This is a genomic window from Sphingomonas sp. MMS24-J13, from assembly GCF_044905095.1.
GTDB lineage: Bacteria > Pseudomonadota > Alphaproteobacteria > Sphingomonadales > Sphingomonadaceae > Sphingomonas_I.
Genome location: NZ_CP173258.1, coordinates 132,674 through 153,831, shown reverse-complemented (window position 1 = coordinate 153,831; position 21,158 = coordinate 132,674). Strand labels below are relative to the sequence as shown.

At 60.3% G+C, this 21,158-nt stretch carries 14 protein-coding genes, 1 pseudogene and 1 other annotated feature; of the genes and pseudogenes, 5 read left to right on the top strand and 10 right to left on the bottom strand.

Annotation, left to right across the window (positions count from 1 at the left end):
- Positions 1–12: 12 nt before the first annotated feature.
- Entirely contained in the window at positions 13–936 is a 924-nt protein-coding gene (locus tag AB4Z44_RS00700) for an ArdC family protein (RefSeq protein WP_404712173.1), read from the bottom strand.
- 414 nt (positions 937–1,350) lie between these two features.
- Between AB4Z44_RS00700 and AB4Z44_RS00695 the strand changes: the two genes are divergently transcribed.
- Positions 1,351–1,554, top strand: coding sequence for a helix-turn-helix transcriptional regulator (locus tag AB4Z44_RS00695; RefSeq protein WP_404712172.1), 204 nt, complete (start codon positions 1,351–1,353; stop codon positions 1,552–1,554).
- Positions 1,555–2,757: 1,203 nt separating this feature from the next.
- Here the strand turns inward: AB4Z44_RS00695 and AB4Z44_RS00690 are convergent.
- Positions 2,758–3,426: a hypothetical protein gene (locus AB4Z44_RS00690; protein WP_404712171.1), complete on the bottom strand. Its 669-nt coding sequence runs from the start codon at positions 3,424–3,426 to the stop codon at positions 2,758–2,760.
- 345 nt (positions 3,427–3,771) lie between these two features.
- Between AB4Z44_RS00690 and AB4Z44_RS00685 the strand changes: the two genes are divergently transcribed.
- Positions 3,772–4,203 carry an RES family NAD+ phosphorylase gene (locus AB4Z44_RS00685; RefSeq protein WP_404712170.1) on the top strand — a complete coding sequence of 144 codons (432 nt, stop codon included), beginning with the start codon at positions 3,772–3,774 and terminating at the stop codon, positions 4,201–4,203.
- A gap of 292 nt (positions 4,204–4,495) precedes the next feature.
- Positions 4,496–4,939, top strand: a complete 444-nt coding sequence (locus tag AB4Z44_RS00680) for an RES family NAD+ phosphorylase (RefSeq protein WP_404712169.1) — start codon at positions 4,496–4,498, stop codon at positions 4,937–4,939.
- A 283-nt stretch (positions 4,940–5,222) separates the two neighbouring features.
- On the opposite strand, the gene AB4Z44_RS00675 is transcribed toward AB4Z44_RS00680, so the two are convergent.
- The 7 genes from AB4Z44_RS00675 to zorA all read right to left on the bottom strand — a co-directional run bounded on the left by AB4Z44_RS00675 (position 5,223) and on the right by zorA (position 17,634).
- Complete coding sequence (locus tag AB4Z44_RS00675; protein WP_404712168.1) at positions 5,223–5,708, bottom strand: hypothetical protein; 486 nt, start codon at positions 5,706–5,708, stop codon at positions 5,223–5,225.
- 97 nt (positions 5,709–5,805) lie between these two features.
- Entirely contained in the window at positions 5,806–6,213 is a 408-nt protein-coding gene (locus AB4Z44_RS00670; RefSeq protein ID WP_404712167.1) for a hypothetical protein, read from the bottom strand.
- Positions 6,214–6,215: 2 nt separating this feature from the next.
- A complete protein-coding gene (locus AB4Z44_RS00665) occupies positions 6,216–8,870 on the bottom strand; it encodes a hypothetical protein (RefSeq protein ID WP_404712166.1) in 2,655 nt (884 codons plus the stop codon).
- 1,140 nt (positions 8,871–10,010) lie between these two features.
- A complete protein-coding gene (locus AB4Z44_RS00660; RefSeq protein WP_404712165.1) occupies positions 10,011–13,643 on the bottom strand; it encodes a DEAD/DEAH box helicase in 3,633 nt (1,210 codons plus the stop codon).
- Positions 13,640–15,010: an EH signature domain-containing protein gene (locus AB4Z44_RS00655; RefSeq protein WP_404712164.1), complete on the bottom strand. Its 1,371-nt coding sequence runs from the start codon at positions 15,008–15,010 to the stop codon at positions 13,640–13,642. The genes AB4Z44_RS00660 and AB4Z44_RS00655 overlap by 4 nt, the downstream gene beginning before the upstream one ends.
- Complete coding sequence (locus AB4Z44_RS00650; protein WP_404712163.1) at positions 15,007–15,783, bottom strand: flagellar motor protein MotB; 777 nt, start codon at positions 15,781–15,783, stop codon at positions 15,007–15,009. Before AB4Z44_RS00650 ends, AB4Z44_RS00655 begins: the two co-directional genes overlap by 4 nt.
- A 3-nt stretch (positions 15,784–15,786) precedes the next feature.
- Positions 15,787–17,634 (bottom strand): anti-phage ZorAB system protein ZorA, encoded by a 1,848-nt coding sequence (gene zorA / locus AB4Z44_RS00645; protein WP_404712162.1) that lies wholly within the window; start codon positions 17,632–17,634, stop codon positions 15,787–15,789.
- A gap of 419 nt (positions 17,635–18,053) precedes the next feature.
- Here zorA and AB4Z44_RS00640 point away from each other — a divergent pair, with 419 nt between their 5' ends.
- Both AB4Z44_RS00640 and AB4Z44_RS00635 read left to right on the top strand, forming a co-directional pair.
- Positions 18,054–19,943, top strand: a complete 1,890-nt coding sequence (locus AB4Z44_RS00640; protein ID WP_404712161.1) for an HNH endonuclease — start codon at positions 18,054–18,056, stop codon at positions 19,941–19,943.
- Positions 19,944–20,109: 166 nt separating this feature from the next.
- Positions 20,110–20,813 (top strand): annotated as a pseudogene (locus AB4Z44_RS00635) (IS3 family transposase); the annotation flags it as partial.
- Positions 20,391–20,507, top strand: a sequence feature (AL1L pseudoknot). Its footprint overlaps the pseudogene before it by 117 nt.
- Here AB4Z44_RS00635 and AB4Z44_RS00630 read toward each other — a convergent pair.
- Positions 20,758–21,069 (bottom strand): alpha/beta fold hydrolase, encoded by a 312-nt coding sequence (locus AB4Z44_RS00630; protein ID WP_404714319.1) that lies wholly within the window; start codon positions 21,067–21,069, stop codon positions 20,758–20,760. The pseudogene AB4Z44_RS00635 and the gene AB4Z44_RS00630 overlap by 56 nt on opposite strands.
- Between the last annotated feature and the right edge of the window lie 89 nt (positions 21,070–21,158).

Sequence of the window (21,158 nt, the reverse complement as noted above, 5' to 3'; positions counted from 1 at the left end):
GTCCGCGCCGGGTCATTCCATCGGTTCGTCCTCTGACGAAGCCGCCTGCCGCTCGGGCAGGAAGGCGAGCAGATAATCCGCCGCCTTGCTGGCGAGGCTCGCCGCGCGAAAGATGGCGCGCTCATCCTCGCGCAGTACCTCAAGCCATGCGCCGATATAGTCCGCATGGCGTACGGTCGGCTGGATCGACAGCGACGCGCAGGTGAATGCGCTCGCCATCTCGGCAACCAGCTCCTCGCGCGCATAGCTTTTGCTGCCGAAGCGCCCGGCCAGATCGCGGGCCAGCCGGCTGGCATGACCGGTCCAGTGGCCGAGCTCGTGCAGTGCAGTGCGATACCAGTTGATCGGCTCGGGATAGGCTACCTTGGACGGAACCGCGATCATGTCGACCGCGGGCGCGTAGAAGGCTTTGTCGCCGCCGATGCGGAAGTCTGCACGCGTCGCGCGGATCAGGGCATCGGCATGCGGCACCAGCTCTTCGTCCGGAGCCGGCGCGGCAACCTGCGTCATGCGCTCGGGCAGGTCGTCACATTGCGCCACATTGAAGACGGTAAAGCGCTTGAGGAACGCGACCGTGCGAGCCTCGCGATCTTCGTCGCGCGCCTTCTCCGCTTCGTCCTTCGGGGTGAAGCGATCGGCATAACAAACGGTCGTGCCTTTCTCGCCCTTGCGGACATGGCCGCCGGCCAGTTCGACCTGTCGATATGTCATCCAGCCTTGCGAGGAATAACCACCCTCGACCACCGCACTCCACAGGATCAGGATGTTGATCCCGCTATAAGCGCGTCCGGTGCCGGCATTGTGCGGCATGGCGATGCCGCAGCTGGCCTTGTCCCACGGCTGAACCCACGGCACCCGCCCCGCCTCCAGTTCGGCGATCACGCGCGCGGTCACCTGCGCATAGAGGCTCTGCCGATCGCACTTACCCTCGACCATGATTCCACTCCTCAAGCCAGCGCGGCCCGGCCGGAATGGCGGGGGCGGCGGCAGGAGCGGACCGGCAGTCACGCCGATCGAGGCAGGAGGCACCCGGATGGGCCGGAACATCGTGGAGGAGCCGCAGCGATGCTGCGGCTTGCCGCCTGCCGCGGCGGGACTAGAGGGCAGCGACGCCGCCCCCGCCAGGCCCGCCGGGCCCAACCATCAACGCCACCGCGCAGCGGTGACTGCAAATGCGAACGTTACGTTCGGCCATCACGCCACGCATCCGACCGGGAAGCTTCGATCGTGAAGCGCTCGGACGCCCCTGCTGGCTGCGCAGGACCGGACGGCGCTTCAGAGCGCCATTGGCTCCGATCGCGAACGCGTCATCCTCGGCTCAAGCTCTCTCACGCTGGACGGAAAGGTGCCATGACGACCGACACGCAAGACCGCATCCTCAGGATCAAGGCGGTGCTCGACAGGACCGGGCTCAGCCGCTCGACGCTCTACCGCAAGATCGAACGCGGCGAGTTCCCGAAGCAGATAAAACTGTCCGAGCGCTGCGCCGGGTGGCGCGAATCCGCCGTCAACCAATGGCTAAAGAATCCGATGTTTTTCAGCGTCACCGATTGAGTCGCGATCGACAGCGCGCGCTTGGTTATCATCGAAGCGGGAACCATCGGCGATCGAGAGCGGACCGGCGAATGTCGAAATGGGGGAGAGCTGTCCGGCCGCTTTGGAGCAGGAAGGTCTCCTTACTGGCCATTCATTCACAGCGGCTTCTACGGCAGCTACGCGCCCCAAAGTCGGACATTCAGCGTTGCCGCGGCAGCGCCCGAAAGCGGACCGACGTTCAGCTCGATGGCGAACGGCAGCTAACGCCCCAATTGCGGACATTCGGGTTCGCGGTGTATCCTCCAGTTCATGAGATTTCGAGCTGGCGAACGCGTTCAGGTTTCTCCCGATCACTTTTGGGCTGGCGGTGCGATTGGGACTGTCTCGGCCTACCCGGACTTTGGCGTGTCGGCGCCGAACCAGAAGCGGGTGAACGCGACCACAATGTTAGTTTCCGCGGTTGAGGAGACCTGGATCATCTTCGACGAACCGCAGCCCGATTTAGACGGGGATGGTCCTTACATCGGGGCAGCTATAGCCCGCTCGGCCCTGACGCGGGTGCCGTGACGAACGGCCGCTTTCCACCCAATCTCAGCCGTTCCGGCTAAGCTCGTTGTGTCGAGGCAATTGGCGTCGGCTATTGGGTGGGAGCGGACGTTGACTGATCCGCTCTCGGATGTCTTTCTTTAAACATGAGTGAGCGTTCCCTTGCGGATTGGCCAGATCACATGAAGTCGGTCTTCGCTGTGGTAGGACAGTTGATGAACGGGCGACGCCTAACTCCCAGCGTCATCGCCAACCTATCCGAAGCTGATCTCAAGGCCGTTGCCGGTCATCAAGTGACGATTAACCACGCTTCGGCAGCCGAGCGGAATGAGAAGCGCGGCCTATACACGGTCGTGATTAAGGGACCGCGCATTGACGGCCAATGGGGCTTTCGATCGGGCGAGATGGAGCGGCTCGCTCGTGAGGCCGTTTTGCCTCGACCGAATGACCGATAGTGGGCGCTTGCTGCCTATCTGATCGTAGCGACCGCTTTGCCGATTGGGAACGGCACGACGTGGGTGGAGCCCGTGTGAAAACGCGGTTCCGTCGACTCGCCGCGAAAGATTGATTCGCAATCGGGGCAATTTCGATTCTGTTCTGATGCTAGATGCGCCTCGAGGCTTCCGATATTGCTCGTTTCGGTTGCGGCGAAACGTTTTCACACAGCCTCGGTGGTTAGCGGGCGTTCGCTGCCGCGTTGCCGATGAAGCCGAAGAAGATACCACGCGATCTAAGATCGGCAGCGGACATCACCCTCGTCACGCACTCGTATTGCTCGTTGGTGGCAGCGGCACCCTCGATGCCGTTGCTCGTGATGCGACCTAAGCCACCGTGCGTGAAGGTGATGAACTCGTTATCACGTGCGACCAGAAGCGCCCCCTCCTTGACGCCGCAAAATATCTCAACAGCCTTGACGTAGTTCGCCAAGCGGTCCTTCTCCGGCAACGGTATCGCAGAGAGTCGCCCTCTTTCGGACAGCCACTTTCTTGCTTCTCTTACCTCCACCTCATTCTCGATCTTCGAATAGATCGAGCCATAACGCGACTGCTCGGCTGCATCTCGAAAATAGACGTAGTAGATCGTTTGCAGAGAGGCGCGAGCCACACAAGCGAGTGTATGTTCAGGTAGCGGAGACTGATCGCGCGCGATCCAAATCACGTCTTCCTGCATATCCTGCTCATATGCGACACTGACGTGCTGATCTGGCAAGCCACAGCCGACGACAACTTGGCGAGCCTGATCGGGCGGCATCAAGGTAACTGCGGTTGGTGCCTCTCTCGATGCTGCTGTAGGCGATGGAACGCCTGCGGCAATCAACCCGAGCCAACCAACGACGCTGAACATGCTACCCCTCCAATAACATGCATCTCTGCCATTGCGGCGGCGAAACGCAATGTCTGCTTCGGGGGCGAAAGCTGCCGTTGACGTCAGGCTGCCGAGGAACGGCAGCTACAGCGTCCATCGATCCTGGAAGCTGCCAGTCCGCTTACGGCCCAATTCCAGTCGCCAAGCGGGACTGAGCCAACGTCCGGTTCCGAGATGCCGATCGGCAGCCGCGGATGACCGACTGTGGGTCTATTTGCCGTGAAGCCGGCCAGGCCAGGTCCCACCGCAACTGCGAGCGTTGCGTTGGAGCTATCTTGCCGTCATGCGCGGGCTCTAGTTCGATGACGCGAGTTGATAAATCGCATGACGTTGCCGATGTTGCCTTACGATGGCCCCGTTTGGCGGCTTCTGCCGCGAGCTTTCATCGATACCCCCGCGATAGCAGCAAGAGCTTCGGAGGGTCGATTTCATCATTCAGGACAGATCGCGGCCTACGCTTCTCTCAGCGCTGAAGGAGCGAGCGTAGCAATCCAACGTTATCTGAGCGACGGAGTCGAGCGCGTGCTCATTCCAATGTGGCTGACGGCCGGACGAGTGGCAGACGCGCGCGAGATACCATCCGCGTCGGTCGTTTGGCAGGACCTGAGAAAGGCCGGACAGGTATCGCCCACTTGGATGTTTTCGGATGCTGCGAGGCAAGCCGGCGCACAAGCGATGCTATACTCGTCCCGCTCGCGGCCCGACCTCTCCCATGTGGTGGTCTTCGAACCCAAGTGCCTCAGTCAGGTGAGCTAACTGCGGCGACGGTCGGGCTTTCGCTCTTCAGAAAGCATCGTCACAGAAGCTGCCCGATCACTCACCGACAAGCTGAGCCCATTCGGCGGGCAGCGCTTTCCGGAAGCAGCCGTACGGCTGATATAAACAAATGGCGGTTTCCGAATAGCCCGCCAATAGGCGTGAACGTCCGGTTCTGGGTCTTGTTCGCCGTGAAGCCGATCACGGGCGCGCGCCGTAACCGCGAACGTTGCTTCTGGGGCACGGCGCCTTCACAAGCGGCCCCAAGTTCTAATCAAAATCGATAGCTCGAATGAAGATGCCGATATTGCCCTACGACGGCCCCGTTTGGCGCCTCCTGCCGCGAGGCCTCGTCGATGTTCCCGCGACCGGAGCACAAGCTCCGGAGGGGCGATTTCATCATTCTGGCCAGATTGCGGCCTACGCTTCTCTCACCGCCGAAGGAGCGAGTGTGGCGATCCAGCGTTATCTAAGCGACGGCGTCGAGCGAGTGCTCGTTTCGATTTGGCTAGCCGCTGCGCGGGTAGCAGACGCTCGTGGGATACCCTCCGCATCAATCGTTTGGCAGGATCTGAGAGAAGCCGGCCAGGTACCGCCCACTTGGGCGATTTCGGATTCCGCGAGGCACAGCGGCGCGCAAGCGATGCTATACTCGTCCCGCTCTCGCCCTGAACTCGCGCATGTCGTGATCTTCGAGCTTGGGTGCTTGGGCTCTGGCGGGTGCTCAGTCAGGTAGCCTGAGCGAGCTCAGCGCGCCGACCAATCGGCGTTCGATGTTAGGAAACATCTGCACCAGCTGTCCGACGACTCAGCGCCTACCTAGGAAATTTTGGGAACCGCAAGATCCGAATTGGCCCCAAGGCCGAGATGAACAATGGCCGGTCTGTGATAGCCGACTACGGGCGTGGACGCCTGACGTTTGTGACCGCGAAGGTGCGGGGCAGGAACCGACCAACTCGAGCCGTTCCAAAGCCCGCGCCAGAACGGCCGCTACGTAAGTTGATGACAATACGCTTGGGTCAGGGCGTGCCTATGTCATCCGCAATCGCGCTGGCACCAGCTGCCCTGATCGCTGTCGCTTGGTCCTTGAATCCATCGACCAGAATTCCGCCGAGCTTTCCGAGTTCGGTTTGCTCCCTGATGGCGCCAAGCGCCTCAAGGTCCCTGGTTTGCGGCATTGGCTTCAGAAAGGGCTTCAGTTCTAACTGCGCATTGATTGTCAGGGGACTTTCGCGGCTCGGCGGGGCACTTCCCGACCGCACAGCAGACGTGACGGCAGAGAGCCATTTGTTATATTCAGGGAGAGACTGGCCAGACGCGATTGCCGAATTCAAGAGATATTCGTGAAACAGCTTGGTCCTGACTTTGACGACAGATTTCACGTCCTCCGGCTTGATCACATAGGTGCGATATTGTCGCGCGGCGGGCACCGGTTCGTCGGCTTTGCCTGTCGCACAACAAGCCAAGGAGAGAAAGAGGCCCAAGAACATTGCGAGCTGCAGCATTTTCCCATGATTTGAACGACAGGTTTGCATGATGGCCTCAAGGTGCTTTGGCAGAAATCTGCAAGAAAATACCAAGGCGAACGGACGCTCGTCGCGTTCAAAGTGATCTGGCGGTCAATCGCCCAGAACCATTATCCGCGGCCTGGCGAATGTCGCCAAATTGCTTCTGCAAATCCGTGATGGCTGCACTAGCCTGCGCTTTTGGAAGCGCATGCAATCGGACAAACACCTCATTGACCCGCTCCGTCAGCCTTACCTCGGCAAGCTTTGTCATGTTGCCGCGCGGTCTTGCGAGGTCCACGATCCCTTTGACTGAACCTTGCAACCAGACATGGGCCGTCATCCCGGCGCTGTCGAGCGGAAGCGAGAAGAACACATTTGCGCCCGACTGGATCGTGGGATTGGCAGCGTGACTGAAGAGTGCGACGGGTGGCGGGCTTCCAGCGTCATTGATCTCCCAGCTGTCAATCGGGGTCTGTTGCGTAACTCCCTTGCCTGTAGCCATTGTCATTTTCCTTCACGCTGGATGCGCACGGGGATTGGATCGCCAAGCGGCTTGTTCTTGTCGTCGAACAGCGTCAGCGGGACGTTGTCGCTCGCGGCAATTCCGGATTCCGAGGCATCGAAGAGCATTTTGAGGGTCGCATCCTTGTCCTCAACGGTGAGGGCGGCTTTGAGGTCACCGTTCAGGAGCACCTTGCTCACTTTCGAAAGGTTCTTGCCTGTCGCCGTGATCGTAAATTTCCCCGGAATGACGAAGTCGAGCTTGGTAACGACTTTGTCGATGACCGGCGCGGTCGGGTCGGCAGGCTTGTCGCTATTCGCGGCTTTGGGAGGCTTGCAGGCATCTCCACTTGGTTCGGGTCGATAGTCGATCGGGAAGACATCCGACCCCAACGGGGTTGCCACTTCGACTTGCTGTTTGCCTAGCAACTCCCTTTTGATTGCGATCGCCGGAACGGCAATTTCTATCCCATCCATATCCGAAAGAATTGAAAACTGGGATTGGTCGATCTTCTGACCAAGCACATAGACATTTTGGGCGCGGTAGACGTTCGTACCGCGAACGACCAACCACATATTGTTGCAGGCGTTCACGACGCCATCTGCGCTCCGAATCTTTACCGACAAACTGCCCTTCGCGACGAGCAGATGCGTGATGTTCCGGTAGTCAGCTTCCCGATGCGGCAGCGGAACAGTAATTACATAGTCCCGTTCGGTATCGTTTTTGACCGCTTCTATGCGCGGTTGAACCTGATCCTCATTCTCGTCGCCGGGCGAGATTGGCTGATCTGACACCGACAATTCGCCGTGAACTAGCGCCGCAGGCGAAGGCGCCCAGACGCGCCTAACCTGAAGCTTCAAACTTTCCCACCAGCTCGGAACAGAGACGTCGACGCTTAGATCGAACGGCTTCAATAACTGCTCGATTTTTACTTTTCCGCGCGCGTCGATCGTCGCGCGAGGGCCAAGGACCCATCCAAATGTTTGATCGCCGGCGACCGCATAGCCAACGGCTGTCGGGACGCGCTCAATGACCGAGGCACGGCCCATCGCCTGTCGTGAATAGCCACCGGCCGCATCAACCGCGGCACCGGAACCCGGGTCGGAGGCAGCGAGTGACGCGGCAAGCGAGAGGCTGTTTGCCGAGCGCGCGACCGTCGACACCCGTTCAACCTGTTCTCGAGGCCCGACGTCGTAGATATGGACCTTGTTCGCGTCGAAATTCAGCCCTCCCTTTGAGATTGCACTCCAGCCGAAATTTCTTCTGCGTCCCGCTACATAGGCTTGGCAGTTAGAAGACGTGCCAAGCACAGTCTCCAACGATCTTAGATATTCACCGGCACGCAACGCACGGCGGACGGTTTGCGCATCCAGATCGGGAGGGTTCTTACCAGCCCAGCTGGCGATGTCGCGGGCGAGCAGCTTATAAGCGTACGATTGCAGGCGATATGAGGAAATCTCCGCATATCCGTTGACCTTCATCCAATCGGTTGTGTCGGCCGCCCCGGGCGCGGCCGGCGTATATTTTCCTTCGCAAAGGTCTAGTCGGAGCTGATTAAGCTGAGCGTTGTTCGCTGCGGCGACCGACAGAATATTCGATGCCTGCTGACTATATTTGTCCTCGTCGTACGATCCGACATCCGTCCAGCGGGCATAGTCGTACAAGGCAGACACTGTAAACGCGACACCCGAAGCGCTCTCGATGTGCGGGTAAAGACCTGGAACACCATATTCGCTGCGAACGTCGAACAGCCCGGTCCCAACAAGCTGAGCGATTTCGCCGTCCGATTTGAACGTTCCATCGTCCTTGCGCTGGTCCTTGGAGAAGTTCTCATAACGGAGCCATTGAGCGAGAAAACTGTCCTGCATCAGGATCTGGTCGCTCGGCCGAATCTCGGGCGCTAAGACCTTGAGTTGAACAGCACCCAGAGACCGGGGAAGGTCTGGGTCCGGCACGACCATTGCCTGAAAGTTGAGGCGAAGCAGCACCTGCGCGTTGGCATCGTGCGATTCATCAAGCGCAGCAGCATTTCGGGCACTTTTCAGGAGATCGCGATAGGCGGTTCGATCACGAAAATCGTCAATTGGGTTGACCGAGACATTGGCTTCTGCGGCGGGGGTGCCAGCCTTATCCAGCCGTGCCGTCACCGCGCTCAGAAGTGCGTCGATCGACGATCTGATTTCGGCAGTCGAAGGTGCGGTCACGCCCGAGGCAGCCTGACCAACCGCCTCGGTCCCGAGTTTTCCCAAGTCCTGATTGACCGGATCCGTCTGGTCCGCATATTTCGCACGTAAAAGCTCCGCGTCGCGCTTTATCTGCTCGAGCTGCAACTGGATTTTCAGGTCTTCAATCTGCTGTTGCTTGTCCGCGGCGCCCTTGGCCCGATTATAGTTGAGCGCGGCTGCTGGATCGACCTTGAGTCCCAGCGAGGCGGCAAAGGCCGAGATCTGCTCGGCTTCGCGCAACATGTCTGGAGCGAACTTGACCTTGGTTACATCCTCGCTGTCCTTGATCAGTTGATTGATCCAGGCGACGTCCTGATTGCGCTCGCTGACGAGCATTTCGCGCGTGTAAAGTTTCGGATCGGAGAGTGTGATCGTGCCCACAGCGTTCTTGGCAGCCGGGTCATAATTGAGCGGTTGCGCGAAAGGAGACACACAGCCTGATAAAAATGCAGTACAAGATATCAATAAAATTCCAGATCGAGCGCCCATAATGTATGCCTCCCGCGAATCTCATGGTTTGCGACGCAGTACATATCGTTAGAAAGCCGAGCTTTTGTTCTTGACCGCCGAATTAGCTATTTCGATATATCTATAATAGAAAGACCGTCAGGGCTAGTCGGTAGATTTGGAAATATTATTATATAATACCATTATGACCATATTTGTCCGGTAGCTTGCCTTTTCTCTTGCCTTGCTTTTTGTCGTTGTCTTGACCAATTTTACAGGCGTCTTGGGCGTTGGCAGATTGCCCGCGACACGAACTCGGCCGAGCGCGAGCATGACGGCGCGTTCGGCGTTCACCCGGTCATAGCCGAGGAACCAATATCCGACAACGGCCTGTACTATTGCAATGACTAACGCAGCCATGTGTGGGCGACGAGCAGGGCGAAGATAGCGAACAGAGTTTCGAAAATAAGAATGCCAGCAATACTATAGAGCGGGGCATGCTCTCCGACCCACCGCGAACAAGCGGAAACGGTGACCATTGCCAGCAATGTTATGATCGCCAGCGGGGACATGACGACGCTGCACAATACAAACGCTGAGCCCCGGCCCAGCGATCGTGGTTCCAAGTGATGCGGCATCACTCTACAGACTGACGGGGTTCCAGCTTCACATTGCAATGCTGGCTGAACCTCCGCAACGTTGAAGTGCCTGGAAAGTCTGCATCTTGCCGCGACAAATCGAAAGCGGCCAGTTTCCGCGTCAATGTTTGACAAACAGGTGTCTTCCGCCAAGTCGGTTCAAGGATGGAAGCCATCCAACGTATCTGCCTAAGCAAGTGGCAGACGGTGGCCAGCATCTCTGATTGCCGACCGCTGCTCGCCGTATTCGGAACGTCCGATGCCGGGCTGAAAGCCGCCCTCCCAACACGGCTTGGGGATGCCAAGAATGTCCCAGAGTAGGTCATTCGGGCTCCCCCCAAGGCAGCCGATGAACGGGGGTCAGCTTCTGAGATCGGCTGCCTGCCGGACAAGGACCGAAATTCGGCATCCGCCACGACCCTCTGCCCGCGCGAGTAGCAATTTTATGTAAAACGCGAGGATCGGAGCCGGTTAGTCGCACGAACCTTCACTGCGGAAAGCAGCCAACGACGCATCGCCGATCAGTTCGCATCACACCATCGATCCCGTTGTCCAAATCCCACAAGATCGTTCGTCCCGAGGCGAAGCGCGCGAACATTTCCCGTGCGTGAAAATTTCGGTTGATGCGCTTAGAAATCTGGACGTGGCGCAACGTCGGGGCAGACGGGAAGCTCGCTCTCCAGCGCCGTTCAAGATCAGCCTGTTGCTGCAAATCACTTTCGGCCAAATTCTCAACGCTGTCGGCGTCGAGGGTATGGAAGATCACGGCGTCAATCCGTCGCGCCGCTCCGATTAGACGCTTGGCGAAATCAACCACATGCTGTCGGTTGTGCGACCGCGCACAGGCATACGGATCCTTGATCAACAACTCGACGATATGCTCTCCAGCGATCGGGGTCAGGAAGATCGCAAAGTCCCGCACCTTGTTCGGCTCAAAGACATAACGTCCGGCTGTGACGACGGCCGGCGGCGCTGCCGTCTGCACGGCGGACAAAACCGGCCGAGTGGGAGGCACGGTGTCGGAAGTTGGTTCTGACGTTCGGGTCGGCTGCGCCGGCGTCGTCTGGACGCGTATTGCCAGAGGGGTTCCGGGCGCCGGACTGACAGCGAGAACAGCTTTCCCAGAAGCCGCCGAGAAGTCAGAGTTTTCGCTACCGGCGTCGCTCTCGCTACCACCCAAAACCTCTTCGAATAATGCGCTGGTGTCGGCCTCATCCTCGCCCGGTATCAGGAGGCCGCGGCTCAGCGCGCGCTTGCGCGTCATCAACGCATCAAGTTTGAGATCGAAGCTAGTGGGCCCGAGGATCGGGTCGGGATGGATCGACTGTGGCAAATAAACGTGGACGTCACGCGTCTGGCCGATTCGGAACACACGGTCGGTTGCTTGATCCTCAACCGCCGGGTTCCACCAGCGCGACAGGTGGATAACATGATTCGCCGCGGTCAAGGTGAGGCCGACACCGCCGGCTTTGGGCGAAAGGATCATGACATCGAACGCGGGGCGCCGGCGCTGGAATTGTTCGACCGCGATCTGTCGGGCATCGCCAGTGACACCACCATGAATTCGCGGGACGTCGTGGTCCAAGCCGTAACGGCGGCGGATCTCGCTCGCCAGCAGTGCCTGCATCGCCAGGCTCTCGCAGAAAATAAGCGCCTTTTCGCCCTTGGCCTTGATCGTATCGAGTGTGTCGAATGTAGACCGGAGGCGCGCCGACTGATCAAAATAACCGTCGGCTGCATCCTCCGGCGCGACAGGATGAAGCGAGACGCCTCGCAACATGTGCAAGATCTCAAGCATGTTCCCGCGCTTGCCGGTCCCCCGCGCCGCCATGGCCCGCTGAATGACACGACCGTAGCTCGCAGCTTGGGTCGGCGGCATCGGCACCGGTAGGACGTGAATATGCTTGGCAGGAAGTCCCGGCAGGCAGTCGTCTTTCATCCTGCGCAGCAGCAGCGGAGGCCGCCCCTCCTGCGGCTCTGTCAGCAGTCCATTGAGTTCGCGCAGCCTGTTAGACTCGGAAGACGGATAGGTGCTTTCGAAGGCCTTGCTTGAACCGAGAAGTCCGGGATGAATGACGTCAAACACAGACCAAAGGTCTTGCAGTCGGTTTTCGACCGGTGTCCCGGTCATCGCCAGTTGGAAGCGCGCGTTCAACGTCTTCCCGGCACGCGTCATTTGGCTGGCCGGATTCTTGAGCTTCTGAACCTCGTCGTAGATGATCGCAGCAAGAGGCTGCCGCGCGAAGCTCAGGTGATAATCGCGCATCGTTTCATAAGTCGTCAGCACGATTCCGGCATGCGCCCATATGTCGCTGTCGATCGCAGCGCGGCCAAGCTCGATATCCCGCCCGCTCTCCGCACGGGCACGGTCGAGGCCGCCGCCGTAGGCGCTGACCACGGGTCCAAGAGCATCCGTCGCGAGATGCTGTTGTATCTCGGCCTTCCAGTTGGCGAGCAGGCCGGTCGGCGCGACGATCAACACCGGCTTGGGAGCGGGCTGCGCCGCCCGCAGCCACGCCAGAAAGGCGAGAGCCTGATAAGTCTTGCCGAGGCCCATGTCGTCGGCGAGCAGAGCTCCCGGCATGCCAGCGCGCCAGCATGATACCAGCCAATTGAAGCCAATAACCTGATGAGGCTTTGGGTCGGATTTCAACGTGGCGGGTAACGAGGCGGGAGGTTCATCGGGTTGCGATGGTGCGGCCGCCAGCGGTGCGTAGGCGACATCTTCAAGATTGTCGCGGACTTGAAGAAAGTAGCGTTGAGCGGCGACCGGCGGCGATGTGTTTTCGCCGTTTGGGTCGGCTTGGGCCGCACGGACGATTTCCGCGAGATCGGTCAGCGCGGCGCGGGCCTGTTCGGTCGCGGGCAATTCTGTCTCGTCGATCGAGAAAGTCGCACGATCCTCGCGTATCGCTTCCTCGACAGCTAGCATGACCGGCTCCACCTGATCAGGTGTGAGGGCGATCATGGTTTCGTCGGGTGGATCGCCGATCCGTAAGCCGAACGCCTCCGGCAGCCAGCTGTTTGGCTTTGGCTTGATCCAGGGCAGCACCGGCTTTCGCCAGATGTCGATTCCGGACACGCGGTTGGAAAATTGCTGGGTCTCGACGAACAGTGCGCTCGCCTGCGCAGTATCGACCCCCTCGCTCGCCAATGCCTCGGCGATTTTGCGCTGCGGGCTACGCGCGAATTCTCGACGCTGCTCAGCACCACCGGATTGCGCCTCGCGCACGATTTTGAGTGCACTCTGCAACGACGGATCGAGAAACAGGATCGACCCAGCTTCGAGCAGATAGGCCCGTCGCGTTCCATCACTTTGGCGGAAACGCCGCGCGAACATCTCCTGTTGGGAGGGCGCCAGAAGACCATCGGCGGCCTCGTCAAGAACGATGCCGTCCTCGGTTTCGCGCATCCGATCTGGGCTGAACAGCACCGGGTCGAAATCGAACCCAGTAGCCGAAGCCTTCAGGTCGAGTGAGAAGCCTGCCGCGTAGCTAAGTCGAAGCCGTTCAATGAATCCGTCGGGCTTGATTAATGATCGATCATCGTCGCCAATGGCTTGGCGTAGCGCGGCCAACGCCGATTGGCGCTCGCTTTCGCCCGTGGCGCCGTTAAGGCGGTCAACCAGCCATAGTGTTGTCCAAATCGGATCTGAGACTCGCCATTCCTTGGCTTCAAACTTAAGTCGTGAGCCTACCAGTCTGACGGGTGCCGGCAGTCCGTTTGGTTTGGTCCAGCGGGTCTCAATACGAAAATCGCTTTGATGAGCCACACCGATCGATTGCAGGTTGAGAGCCAACCGCGCGACGGGCGGCAGTCCCAGGCTTGACGCCTCGCTTTCGGTCAGCTTGGCAATGAGCGCGGCGTGCACGGTCAGGGAGGCCTCGCCTGACACGACCATTGCCATGCCGTCTGCGGCGTGCTCGTCGTCACCGATCGCCTGCAACAGGCGCGCAACCGCGGGACGCGAACGCGCAGGTGCCTCCGATACCCATTGCTCGACGGGAACGAACGTCTTCGTAGTGCCGCCCAGTAACCGTCTACGGGCGAACTGGACAAGTCGGATCGTTTCGCCATCGCCGTCAGGCGCTGCCTCGAAGTGGACGTCGGGGTCGCTCACCAGCCGGCTCCATGCTTGGGATGGGAGACGCCCGCGGTGCGATAGACGTGCCGCGCGAATTTGGGCTGCCAACCGTTAGGGGGATTGTGCGGGATTGCCTTGAATCCTTCGCCTGCGGCCATCGCCCTGAGCGATGGGCCGTTATAACGGCGCTGGTACAAGGCAGGCGCTGTGTTGTCAGCTGCACTCCAGAAACGGCAACTGCCATTATCGCTCCATTCGGCAATGCGGATGTCGCCGATGGAGAAGATCAATGCGGATTGCGCCGACGTTGCTCCGCCTCCCTCGAGTATCGCGGGATCGCCGGTCTGCTGGTCCATGAACTTTCGCGCGAGCCGCTCGGCCTGTGAACCGAACGCAAACCAAGCGTCGGTGATGAAGCCCGCATCGAGATAGGCAAGCCAGAATTCTGTGCGCTCTCGCCACTGGTCACGACGCTCGACGGTCTTGGCGACGATCGCGAAAAACTCGCGCACGGTCGCGCGAACCAGCCACCGTCGAAGCACCGCAAACGCCTCGTCGGCTTTTGCGTCGGGAAACATATCGAGCAAGGTCCGCCGCAGCGCAGCCCAGCGCTGCGGCGCCAAGCGCGGATCGCCGTTGCGCTGAACGAGCAAGCCGCTGATGAGCCGCTGATGGGCGTCGGTACAAGCGCTCGTCGTCCAGGGCGCAAGCAAGGCGTACGTTAGGGCGGCATTGAGTTCGGGAGTAGCGGGGAAGCGCTCGAACAACGCGATTAACCGACGACCGCTTTGCTGCGCGATATCGTCGCGCTGACTTGCCGCGGCCTCGCAGGCTGATAGTAGGGCCTCCTCGACGAATACACCCGTCGCAAGATCGCCATCGAGACCGACATCCCGAAGGAGTCGGAACGGATCGTCGGTCGCTAAAAGTGCCTGCGACAACCGGGGCGGCCCTTCGTCTGGCTCCCAAAGAGCCCATGCCGTGCCGCGCGACTGCCACGGCCACTCATGGCGGCCAGCGACCATCGCGCTGGCTTTGGTCAGATCGTCGAACGCTGGATGATCCAACGGGAAGTTGCGCAAATAGGTCGTGATGATCGAGCGGTCGACGCTCTTGCGCTGTCGATCTACGCTATGGTGAAGGAGGGGCCTTGCAACGTCCTCGAGCGTATCGTCAGCCCAGATTCCGTCGAGCAGGCGTTTCAGATCCTTGGGCTTGAGGCCCGCTGGCAATTTGTTTCTGATGCGGGTGAGAAAGCCTTCCCAAGGCTCTGCCACGTGTTTTTTGCCTGTCGCTTGCGTTCCGATCCGCTGCTCGGCGCGTTCAATCTCGATGCGATCGCCGCGTCGGGGCAGAGCCGCAGCACCAGAGGCGCGTCCGCAGGCGAGCTTGAGCGCGCTCATCGCCGGTCGAGGATGTGGCTCATCGCCGCGCCATCCGCACTCTTCGGAGTCACCATCAGAAAACGGAGGTCGATTCGCCGATTCTGTGCCTTGATCTGGTCCGGCGTGCCCGCGGCATCCGGCACCGGGCGGCGCTCGCCATAGCCCGCCACCCCGAGGATCGGCACCGGCTGATGGCCCGAACTGTTGACCAGTCGTTCGAGTTCAGGATGCGTATCGGTCAACTGCCGAAACGTATTGGTTGCACGGAGCGCTGACAGGTCCATGTTATCATGTAGGAACCCCCCGCCCGTCAGGGGATCGCTGTCCGTGTGGCCCTCGACGAAGATTGCGTCGATCTTGTTGGCCGCGATCGGCTTGCCGCGACATTCCGGTCCGCCCGGCGCCTTGTCCGTATAGCAGGGCAACACGGCCGCAAGCTCGTCCGATACGATGCCGACCGCTTGACGACCTTGCTGCGACAGCACGAACTGGCCGGTGTCGAATAAGATGCTGTTGGGAAGGCTGAGTACCCCGGTCTCGGCGTCGATCCTGACCGTAAGGTTGTACGGCCTGAGGCGCTTATCGAGACGCTCCTTGAGCGTTTCAAGGATCTCGCGGCGGGTCTGGCCAGCGCTGGTCAAGGTGTCCGTCGTCTGGTGAAATTGCAGCGCGAAATAGAGAAGCAGAATGATGAAAATGAAGAGCAAACCGACCATCATGTCGGACATCGACACGAAGTAGCTTTCCTCCTCCTCCTCGGACCGACTGCGCCGGACACCGCGATTGTCCATCTCTTAAGCCTGAACCCGCATCTTGCCGAGCAGATCCTCGATCTGGTCGGCCAGCTCGGTGAGTGGTTCGAGCGCTGCCGAGAGCTTGTCGACTGCGCCGGCCAACGCATTGTCGATGCGTCCGACCTGCTCGTTTAGATGTGTGGCGTGATCGCCTGATGCGGTCCTGATCTGATCCAGCGAGTTCGCCAGCGCCTTGTCGACGTCCTCGAACCGGGCGCGATAATCGTTCCATGCCTTGCCCGCGGCATCGCTGGTCTGGGTCAGGCGCTCGGCAATCGCCGCGATCGAAATCTGGTTTTGGCCTAAGATTTCAGCTTGGCGCGCCAATGCATCCTGGACCCGGGTGACCGCGGATCCGATTGTCTCTGTCGCGTTGCGGATCGGCGCCGCCGCTGACTGGAGGTCGTTAGCGGCCCGGTTAAGGGTAGCCGCGACGCCTTCGGCGGCGATGCCGGCATCGGTGAGTTTGCTGGCATGCGAGTCCGATGCCTGGGCCGACCGCTCGATGCTCAACGCAAGCGCCTCCATCCTTCCTGCGGTCGAACGCAGCGTCTCCACCAACCCCGCGCTTGCATCTTCGAAGCGTGCTCCGAATGCTGAGAAGGCCGATGAGATAGCCTTCGCGCTTTCTTCGCCGGCCTTGGCGACCGCATCATCGATCGCTTGGGCGAGCCCAGTGCCGGCGCGCGAGGTTGCGACCTCGAGTGCGTCAGCTGCGCGAGAGAGCACATCGGCATTGCGGCTTGCGGCCGCGTCGGCGCCAGCAGTCAGTCGACTGCCGATGTCAGCGATCTCGCCGCGCATTTGGTCGAACGCGGTCTGGATCCCTTGGGTAGCCTGTGCGAATTGCTCGACCGCGCCGGCGCTGGCCGTCTGCGCGGATTCGGTCAGTCTGGTCCCGGTTGCATCAATCCGCTCGTGCAGCGCGCCGAAGGTCTGTGACATGCGCTCCGAGGCAATTGCGAAGTCGCGCGCCGCCTGCGCGATCTGATCGTTGGCCGCGCGACCCGATCCCTCGATCTGCTCGTGCATCGCCGACAATTTGGTCGTCATCTCGCCCAATGCCGTCCCGAGTTGAGCCATCTCGGTACCGGCGTTCCGGCTTAGTGCCTCGCCGAGCTCCTTGCCGATCTGGTTGAAGCTCCCATTCTTGAAATCGTCGATGCTAGTCTGGATGCCGCCGAGCACATTGACCATCGGCTGCATCTGGCGTTCGAGACTCTCGCCAATAGCAATTGCGAGTTCGTGGCTGAAACTCTTCAGCGCTGCGGTCTGCTCTCTGGTCTCGCGCAATTGTTCGGCGGCAATGCGCTGCGGCGGCGAGAATAGCGTGCCGCGATCGACGGCGTCCACGATACATTCCAACTCACGTTGGTTCGCAGCATGCCAGCGTCGGTCGAACACGCGCAGGATGATCGAGGCGAGCACGCCCGAAATCGATGTCCAGAATTTGACCGACGTAATCGTCAACAGGTTGATCAGTGCCGGTGTCATGTTGGCGGCGCCGTTCGCGGCGCTAAGCGCCGTCACCGTGCTGGTCAGCGCAGCGACGATCCCGAGAAAAGTAAATGTGAGGCCGACCGCGACAAAGATGTTCGCCCACCATGCAAGGATGCGCGTGTCGTCACCAAGGTGGAGGAAATAGCCATCGGCACGCATCGTGGCGCGCATCGGGACTTCGGATTCGTCGAGAATCGTCTCGCGGAACTGGCTCCAGGCCTGCCTGATCTCGTGGGACTCGCGACCGCCTGCGACCATGGCAGCGTCGATTTCATAGAAGGTGTTGGCGAACAATTGCTGCGCGGCATCGGATTCATCAGCTTCGAGAATGGGCTTGAATGCTGCCACCCGGAGCTTCAGAGCGGCTGATAGCGGTCGGTGGAAACGCGCATAATTGCGCACGACGATGAGCGCACACCAAAGCAGCAGTGCTAGCGATATCCATAACGCTGTCGTCGGATTTCCAAAGACGAGTACGACCGCCCGGTTCACCGGGTTGACATGCGATTCCATTATTCCCCCGGTTCAGGCCCCTCGCGCATCTGATAACCAAGATGTCACAAAGACGCACGCGAAATGCCGGAGGTCTTTTCGCAAAGCCTCCATTTTGGTTCGATCTCGCTTTGCCAGCCGCTTCAATTTTGGTGCTTCGGCATGGCGGTCGCTTACGGAGTCGAAGTCGACATTGAGACTGGGCATCTAGGCCAGGAAGCCGGCCTTGCGCATTCATTGGCGAAACTCACATATCGCGATCGGGGGAGAGCTAAATGGATCACGGGATTCGCGCCGAGCATTTCGAGCTGCTGGGCAAACTAGGCGGACAGCCGCGTACGAGCGGCGATCAGGTGCAGGATGCTGCCTATGTCGCGCTGGTCGAAGCCTACGAAGCGACCGCCGACTGGGCACGCGCTGTGCAGGCCCGGCTCTTTCCAGAAGGTTACATACGCAAGCTCTCGCGGCCGACCGACATGGCACAGCGTTTTAAACCCTATACCTGGGTGCGTATCTATCCGCGCGCTGACGCACCTACGGAGTTGGCCTATACCGTTGGGATCGACGCTGCGAGTGAGTTGTGCGTCAAGCTAGATACAGTTCGGATCAACGGCACGGCAACGCGCCGCCTTTATGACGATCTGCGTCTTAACGACAATCATCTCTCGCCCTTCGCCGCCGTCATGCCGGCAGCGGTCGGGCTAGCCATGTCGTTTGAACAGCTGGTCGACTGGTCGTGCGATAAGATCGGCGCTTTCGAACCCGGCTATGATGCGCTCGCGCAGACGCTCGGCCTCATCCCGGCAAAGATGCATTTCGTCACCGATTCGGACGTTTCCAGGAATGCGTTTCTGCGCTGGCATAAGGCGCTTGATGCTGGTCCTGCCGATGGCGTTGCCCGGAGCATCGCTGGGGATCTTGTGCGATTGCGCGCGCGCGCAACCGCAGCCGGGGTGGATGCAAAGCTTGGTATTGATCCGACCGGCTCCAAATGGGCGGTCGAGATCAATGCGCCGCCGGTCGCAGGTGATCATAATCGCCTTTCCGGCATCGCGCGGGACGCGAGCGGAGGGCTGCATCTGCTGCGTCAGGGTTGGCTCCGAGGCCGCCAATCTGAACCGGATATTCGTGAGCAGCAGTTCGCTGAGCTGACTGGGCTCGAACCTGTGCCAGTGGAGGCCACCGGCTTGGCCGCAGCGCGTCGGTGGTTCTTGGTCGCAAGCCTCGACGATCCGCCAGAACGCATTCGCCGAACCACCGCGCGCTTCAGCGAATTATGCGACGCGGCCCGCGGTTCAGCGGCGAATGGGGCAAGAATTGGGTTTATCACTGATCTCGAGCAGCTGCTCACTAACGTGGCGACGCTTGATGCAGTTCGTGCCAATCTACAGTCTAATGACGCCGCGGCATATCTAAGCCTTATCAAGCGTGGTACCTGTTTTCTGCCTTATGCGACACCGGAGGGCATCGCGTTCGCGCCGTCGCGCTTCATCGGCTATACTGCCAACAGCTTTGCAAAGCACTCCGCGAATGAGGATCGCAACGGGCGTCTGACAAATAATGCGATCAATGCAATTCTCGATCACTCTCCAATGCTCGAACCTGCGCTCGAGGATCAGTATCACCAGTTTTGCCTCCGGCTTGGCTTAACCCCGTCATTGACCGGCACGTTCGGCGTCGCCCGAAAATATTGGCTGACCCCGGAAATCCGCGACCGACTCGATCTCCTTGCCGAGCAGCAGGTGATTGATAATCCCGCGCTCACCGCGACCCAGAAGGAGCAGCTTATCCAGGCTCGGGTCGGGCAGGGAATATTTCGCGACGCCCTGCTCGACCAGTGGGATGCGCGCTGCTGCGTTACCGACTGTGCGATCCGTCCGGTCCTGCGCGCATCTCATATCAAGCCTTGGCGCGTGGCTTCCAATGTCGAACGGCTCGACCGTTTCAACGGGCTGTTACTCGTCGCCAATGTCGACGCACTGTTCGACCGCTTCCTGATCTCGTTCAGCGATGCGGGCGAGATGCTGGTCGGCCCCGACATAAGCAAGAGCGATCTGCTCACGCTAGGCTGCGATCCTGATCGCCCTATCGCGGTGTCTTCCCACCATGCACCCTATCTTGCTTGGCACCGGAAGGCATTCCATGAGCGGGGCGGCAAGGGCTAAGGCTGTCAGGTTCGGCGCCGCTAGCCGACCGTGGCGACCTGCGGTTATTGCCGGTCACCGGAGGGGGCACGATTGTGCTCAAGTGGGTCTCACGACCGAGATAAGCGGCGATCTGAACCGCCCCGGGTTTGCCGGAGGCTCCAACTCCTGAGAAGGTGGAGCCTGTATGAGCAAGACAACGAACAAGTTTGCGCCGGAAGTTCGCGAACGCGCGGTACGGATGGTTTTCGAACACGAGCGGGATCATCCCTCGCGATGGGCAGCGGTGGTGTCGATCGCGGAGAAGATCGGCTGCGTTCCCCAGACGCTGTATGAGTGGGTGAAGAAGGCCGAGGTCAACAGCGGCAAGCGTGCCGGTGTCCCGAGCGAGGTTGCCGACAAGGTGAAGGCGCTCGAGCGCGAGGTCCGTGAGCTACGGCAGGCCAACGAGATTTTGCGCAAGGCGTCCGCCTATTTTGCGCAGGCGGAGCTCGACCGCCCGTTCAAGCGATGATCGCGTTTATCGATGATAACCGTGAAGCCCATGGGGTCGAGCCGATCTGCAGGGTCCTGCCGATCGCCCCATCCACCTACCACGAGCGTGTCGCGCAGCGACACGATCCATCCCGGCTATCCGAGCGGGCGAAGCGCGATCGGGATCTGAAGCCCGAGATCGCTCGCGTGTTCGCCGAGAACTTCGCGGTCTACGGCGTGCGCAAGGTGTGGCGGCAGATGGCGCGTGAAGGGTTTTCGATTGCCCGCTGCTCCGTGGAGCGGCTGATGCGCGAGATGGGTATCCAAGGGGTAATCCGCGGCAAGCCCGTGCGCACCACGATCAGCGACAAGGCTGCACCGTGCCCGCTCGATCACGTCTGTCGGCGAACAGCAGCGTTTCGTAGGCGCCGAGCGACTGCCCGACCATGATGAACGGCCTACTCAGCCCGATCGCCGCCAATCCGCGCTCAAGATCAGACGTAGTGGTGGCGACTGTGGGCTTGGCGATGGTTCCGTCGCTCAGGCCAAAACCCGGCCGGTCCCAGGAGCAAACGCGCGTGATCCGGGCAACTGCGGGCTGAACGCGGCTCCATTCTCCCGACCAGCTATTACCACCGGCTGTGAGGATTACTGTTGGCGACCCCTTACCCATACACACGAAGTGGAGCCTGCGGTGATCGGGCAACGTTGCGTCCGAGGAGTTGTCAACGTAAGCGATAAGCGACCGATCAGGCGGCTGAG

What these genes read in the sequence shown, in the direction of transcription:
- AB4Z44_RS00700 (WP_404712173.1), bottom strand. Translation starts at nt 936, where the DNA reads ATGGTCGAGGGTAAGTGCGATCGGCAGAGCCTCTATGCGCAGGTGACC.
- AB4Z44_RS00695 (WP_404712172.1), top strand. Translation starts at nt 1,351, where the DNA reads ATGACGACCGACACGCAAGACCGCATCCTCAGGATCAAGGCGGTGCTC.
- AB4Z44_RS00690 (WP_404712171.1), bottom strand. Translation starts at nt 3,426, where the DNA reads ATGTTCAGCGTCGTTGGTTGGCTCGGGTTGATTGCCGCAGGCGTTCCA.
- AB4Z44_RS00685 (WP_404712170.1), top strand. Translation starts at nt 3,772, where the DNA reads ATGACGTTGCCGATGTTGCCTTACGATGGCCCCGTTTGGCGGCTTCTG.
- AB4Z44_RS00680 (WP_404712169.1), top strand. Translation starts at nt 4,496, where the DNA reads ATGAAGATGCCGATATTGCCCTACGACGGCCCCGTTTGGCGCCTCCTG.
- AB4Z44_RS00675 (WP_404712168.1), bottom strand. Translation starts at nt 5,708, where the DNA reads ATGCTGCAGCTCGCAATGTTCTTGGGCCTCTTTCTCTCCTTGGCTTGT.
- AB4Z44_RS00670 (WP_404712167.1), bottom strand. Translation starts at nt 6,213, where the DNA reads ATGGCTACAGGCAAGGGAGTTACGCAACAGACCCCGATTGACAGCTGG.
- AB4Z44_RS00655 (WP_404712164.1), bottom strand. Translation starts at nt 15,010, where the DNA reads ATGAGCGCGCTCAAGCTCGCCTGCGGACGCGCCTCTGGTGCTGCGGCT.
- AB4Z44_RS00650 (WP_404712163.1), bottom strand. Translation starts at nt 15,783, where the DNA reads ATGGACAATCGCGGTGTCCGGCGCAGTCGGTCCGAGGAGGAGGAGGAA.
- AB4Z44_RS00640 (WP_404712161.1), top strand. Translation starts at nt 18,054, where the DNA reads ATGGATCACGGGATTCGCGCCGAGCATTTCGAGCTGCTGGGCAAACTA.
- AB4Z44_RS00630 (WP_404714319.1), bottom strand. Translation starts at nt 21,069, where the DNA reads ATGGGTAAGGGGTCGCCAACAGTAATCCTCACAGCCGGTGGTAATAGC.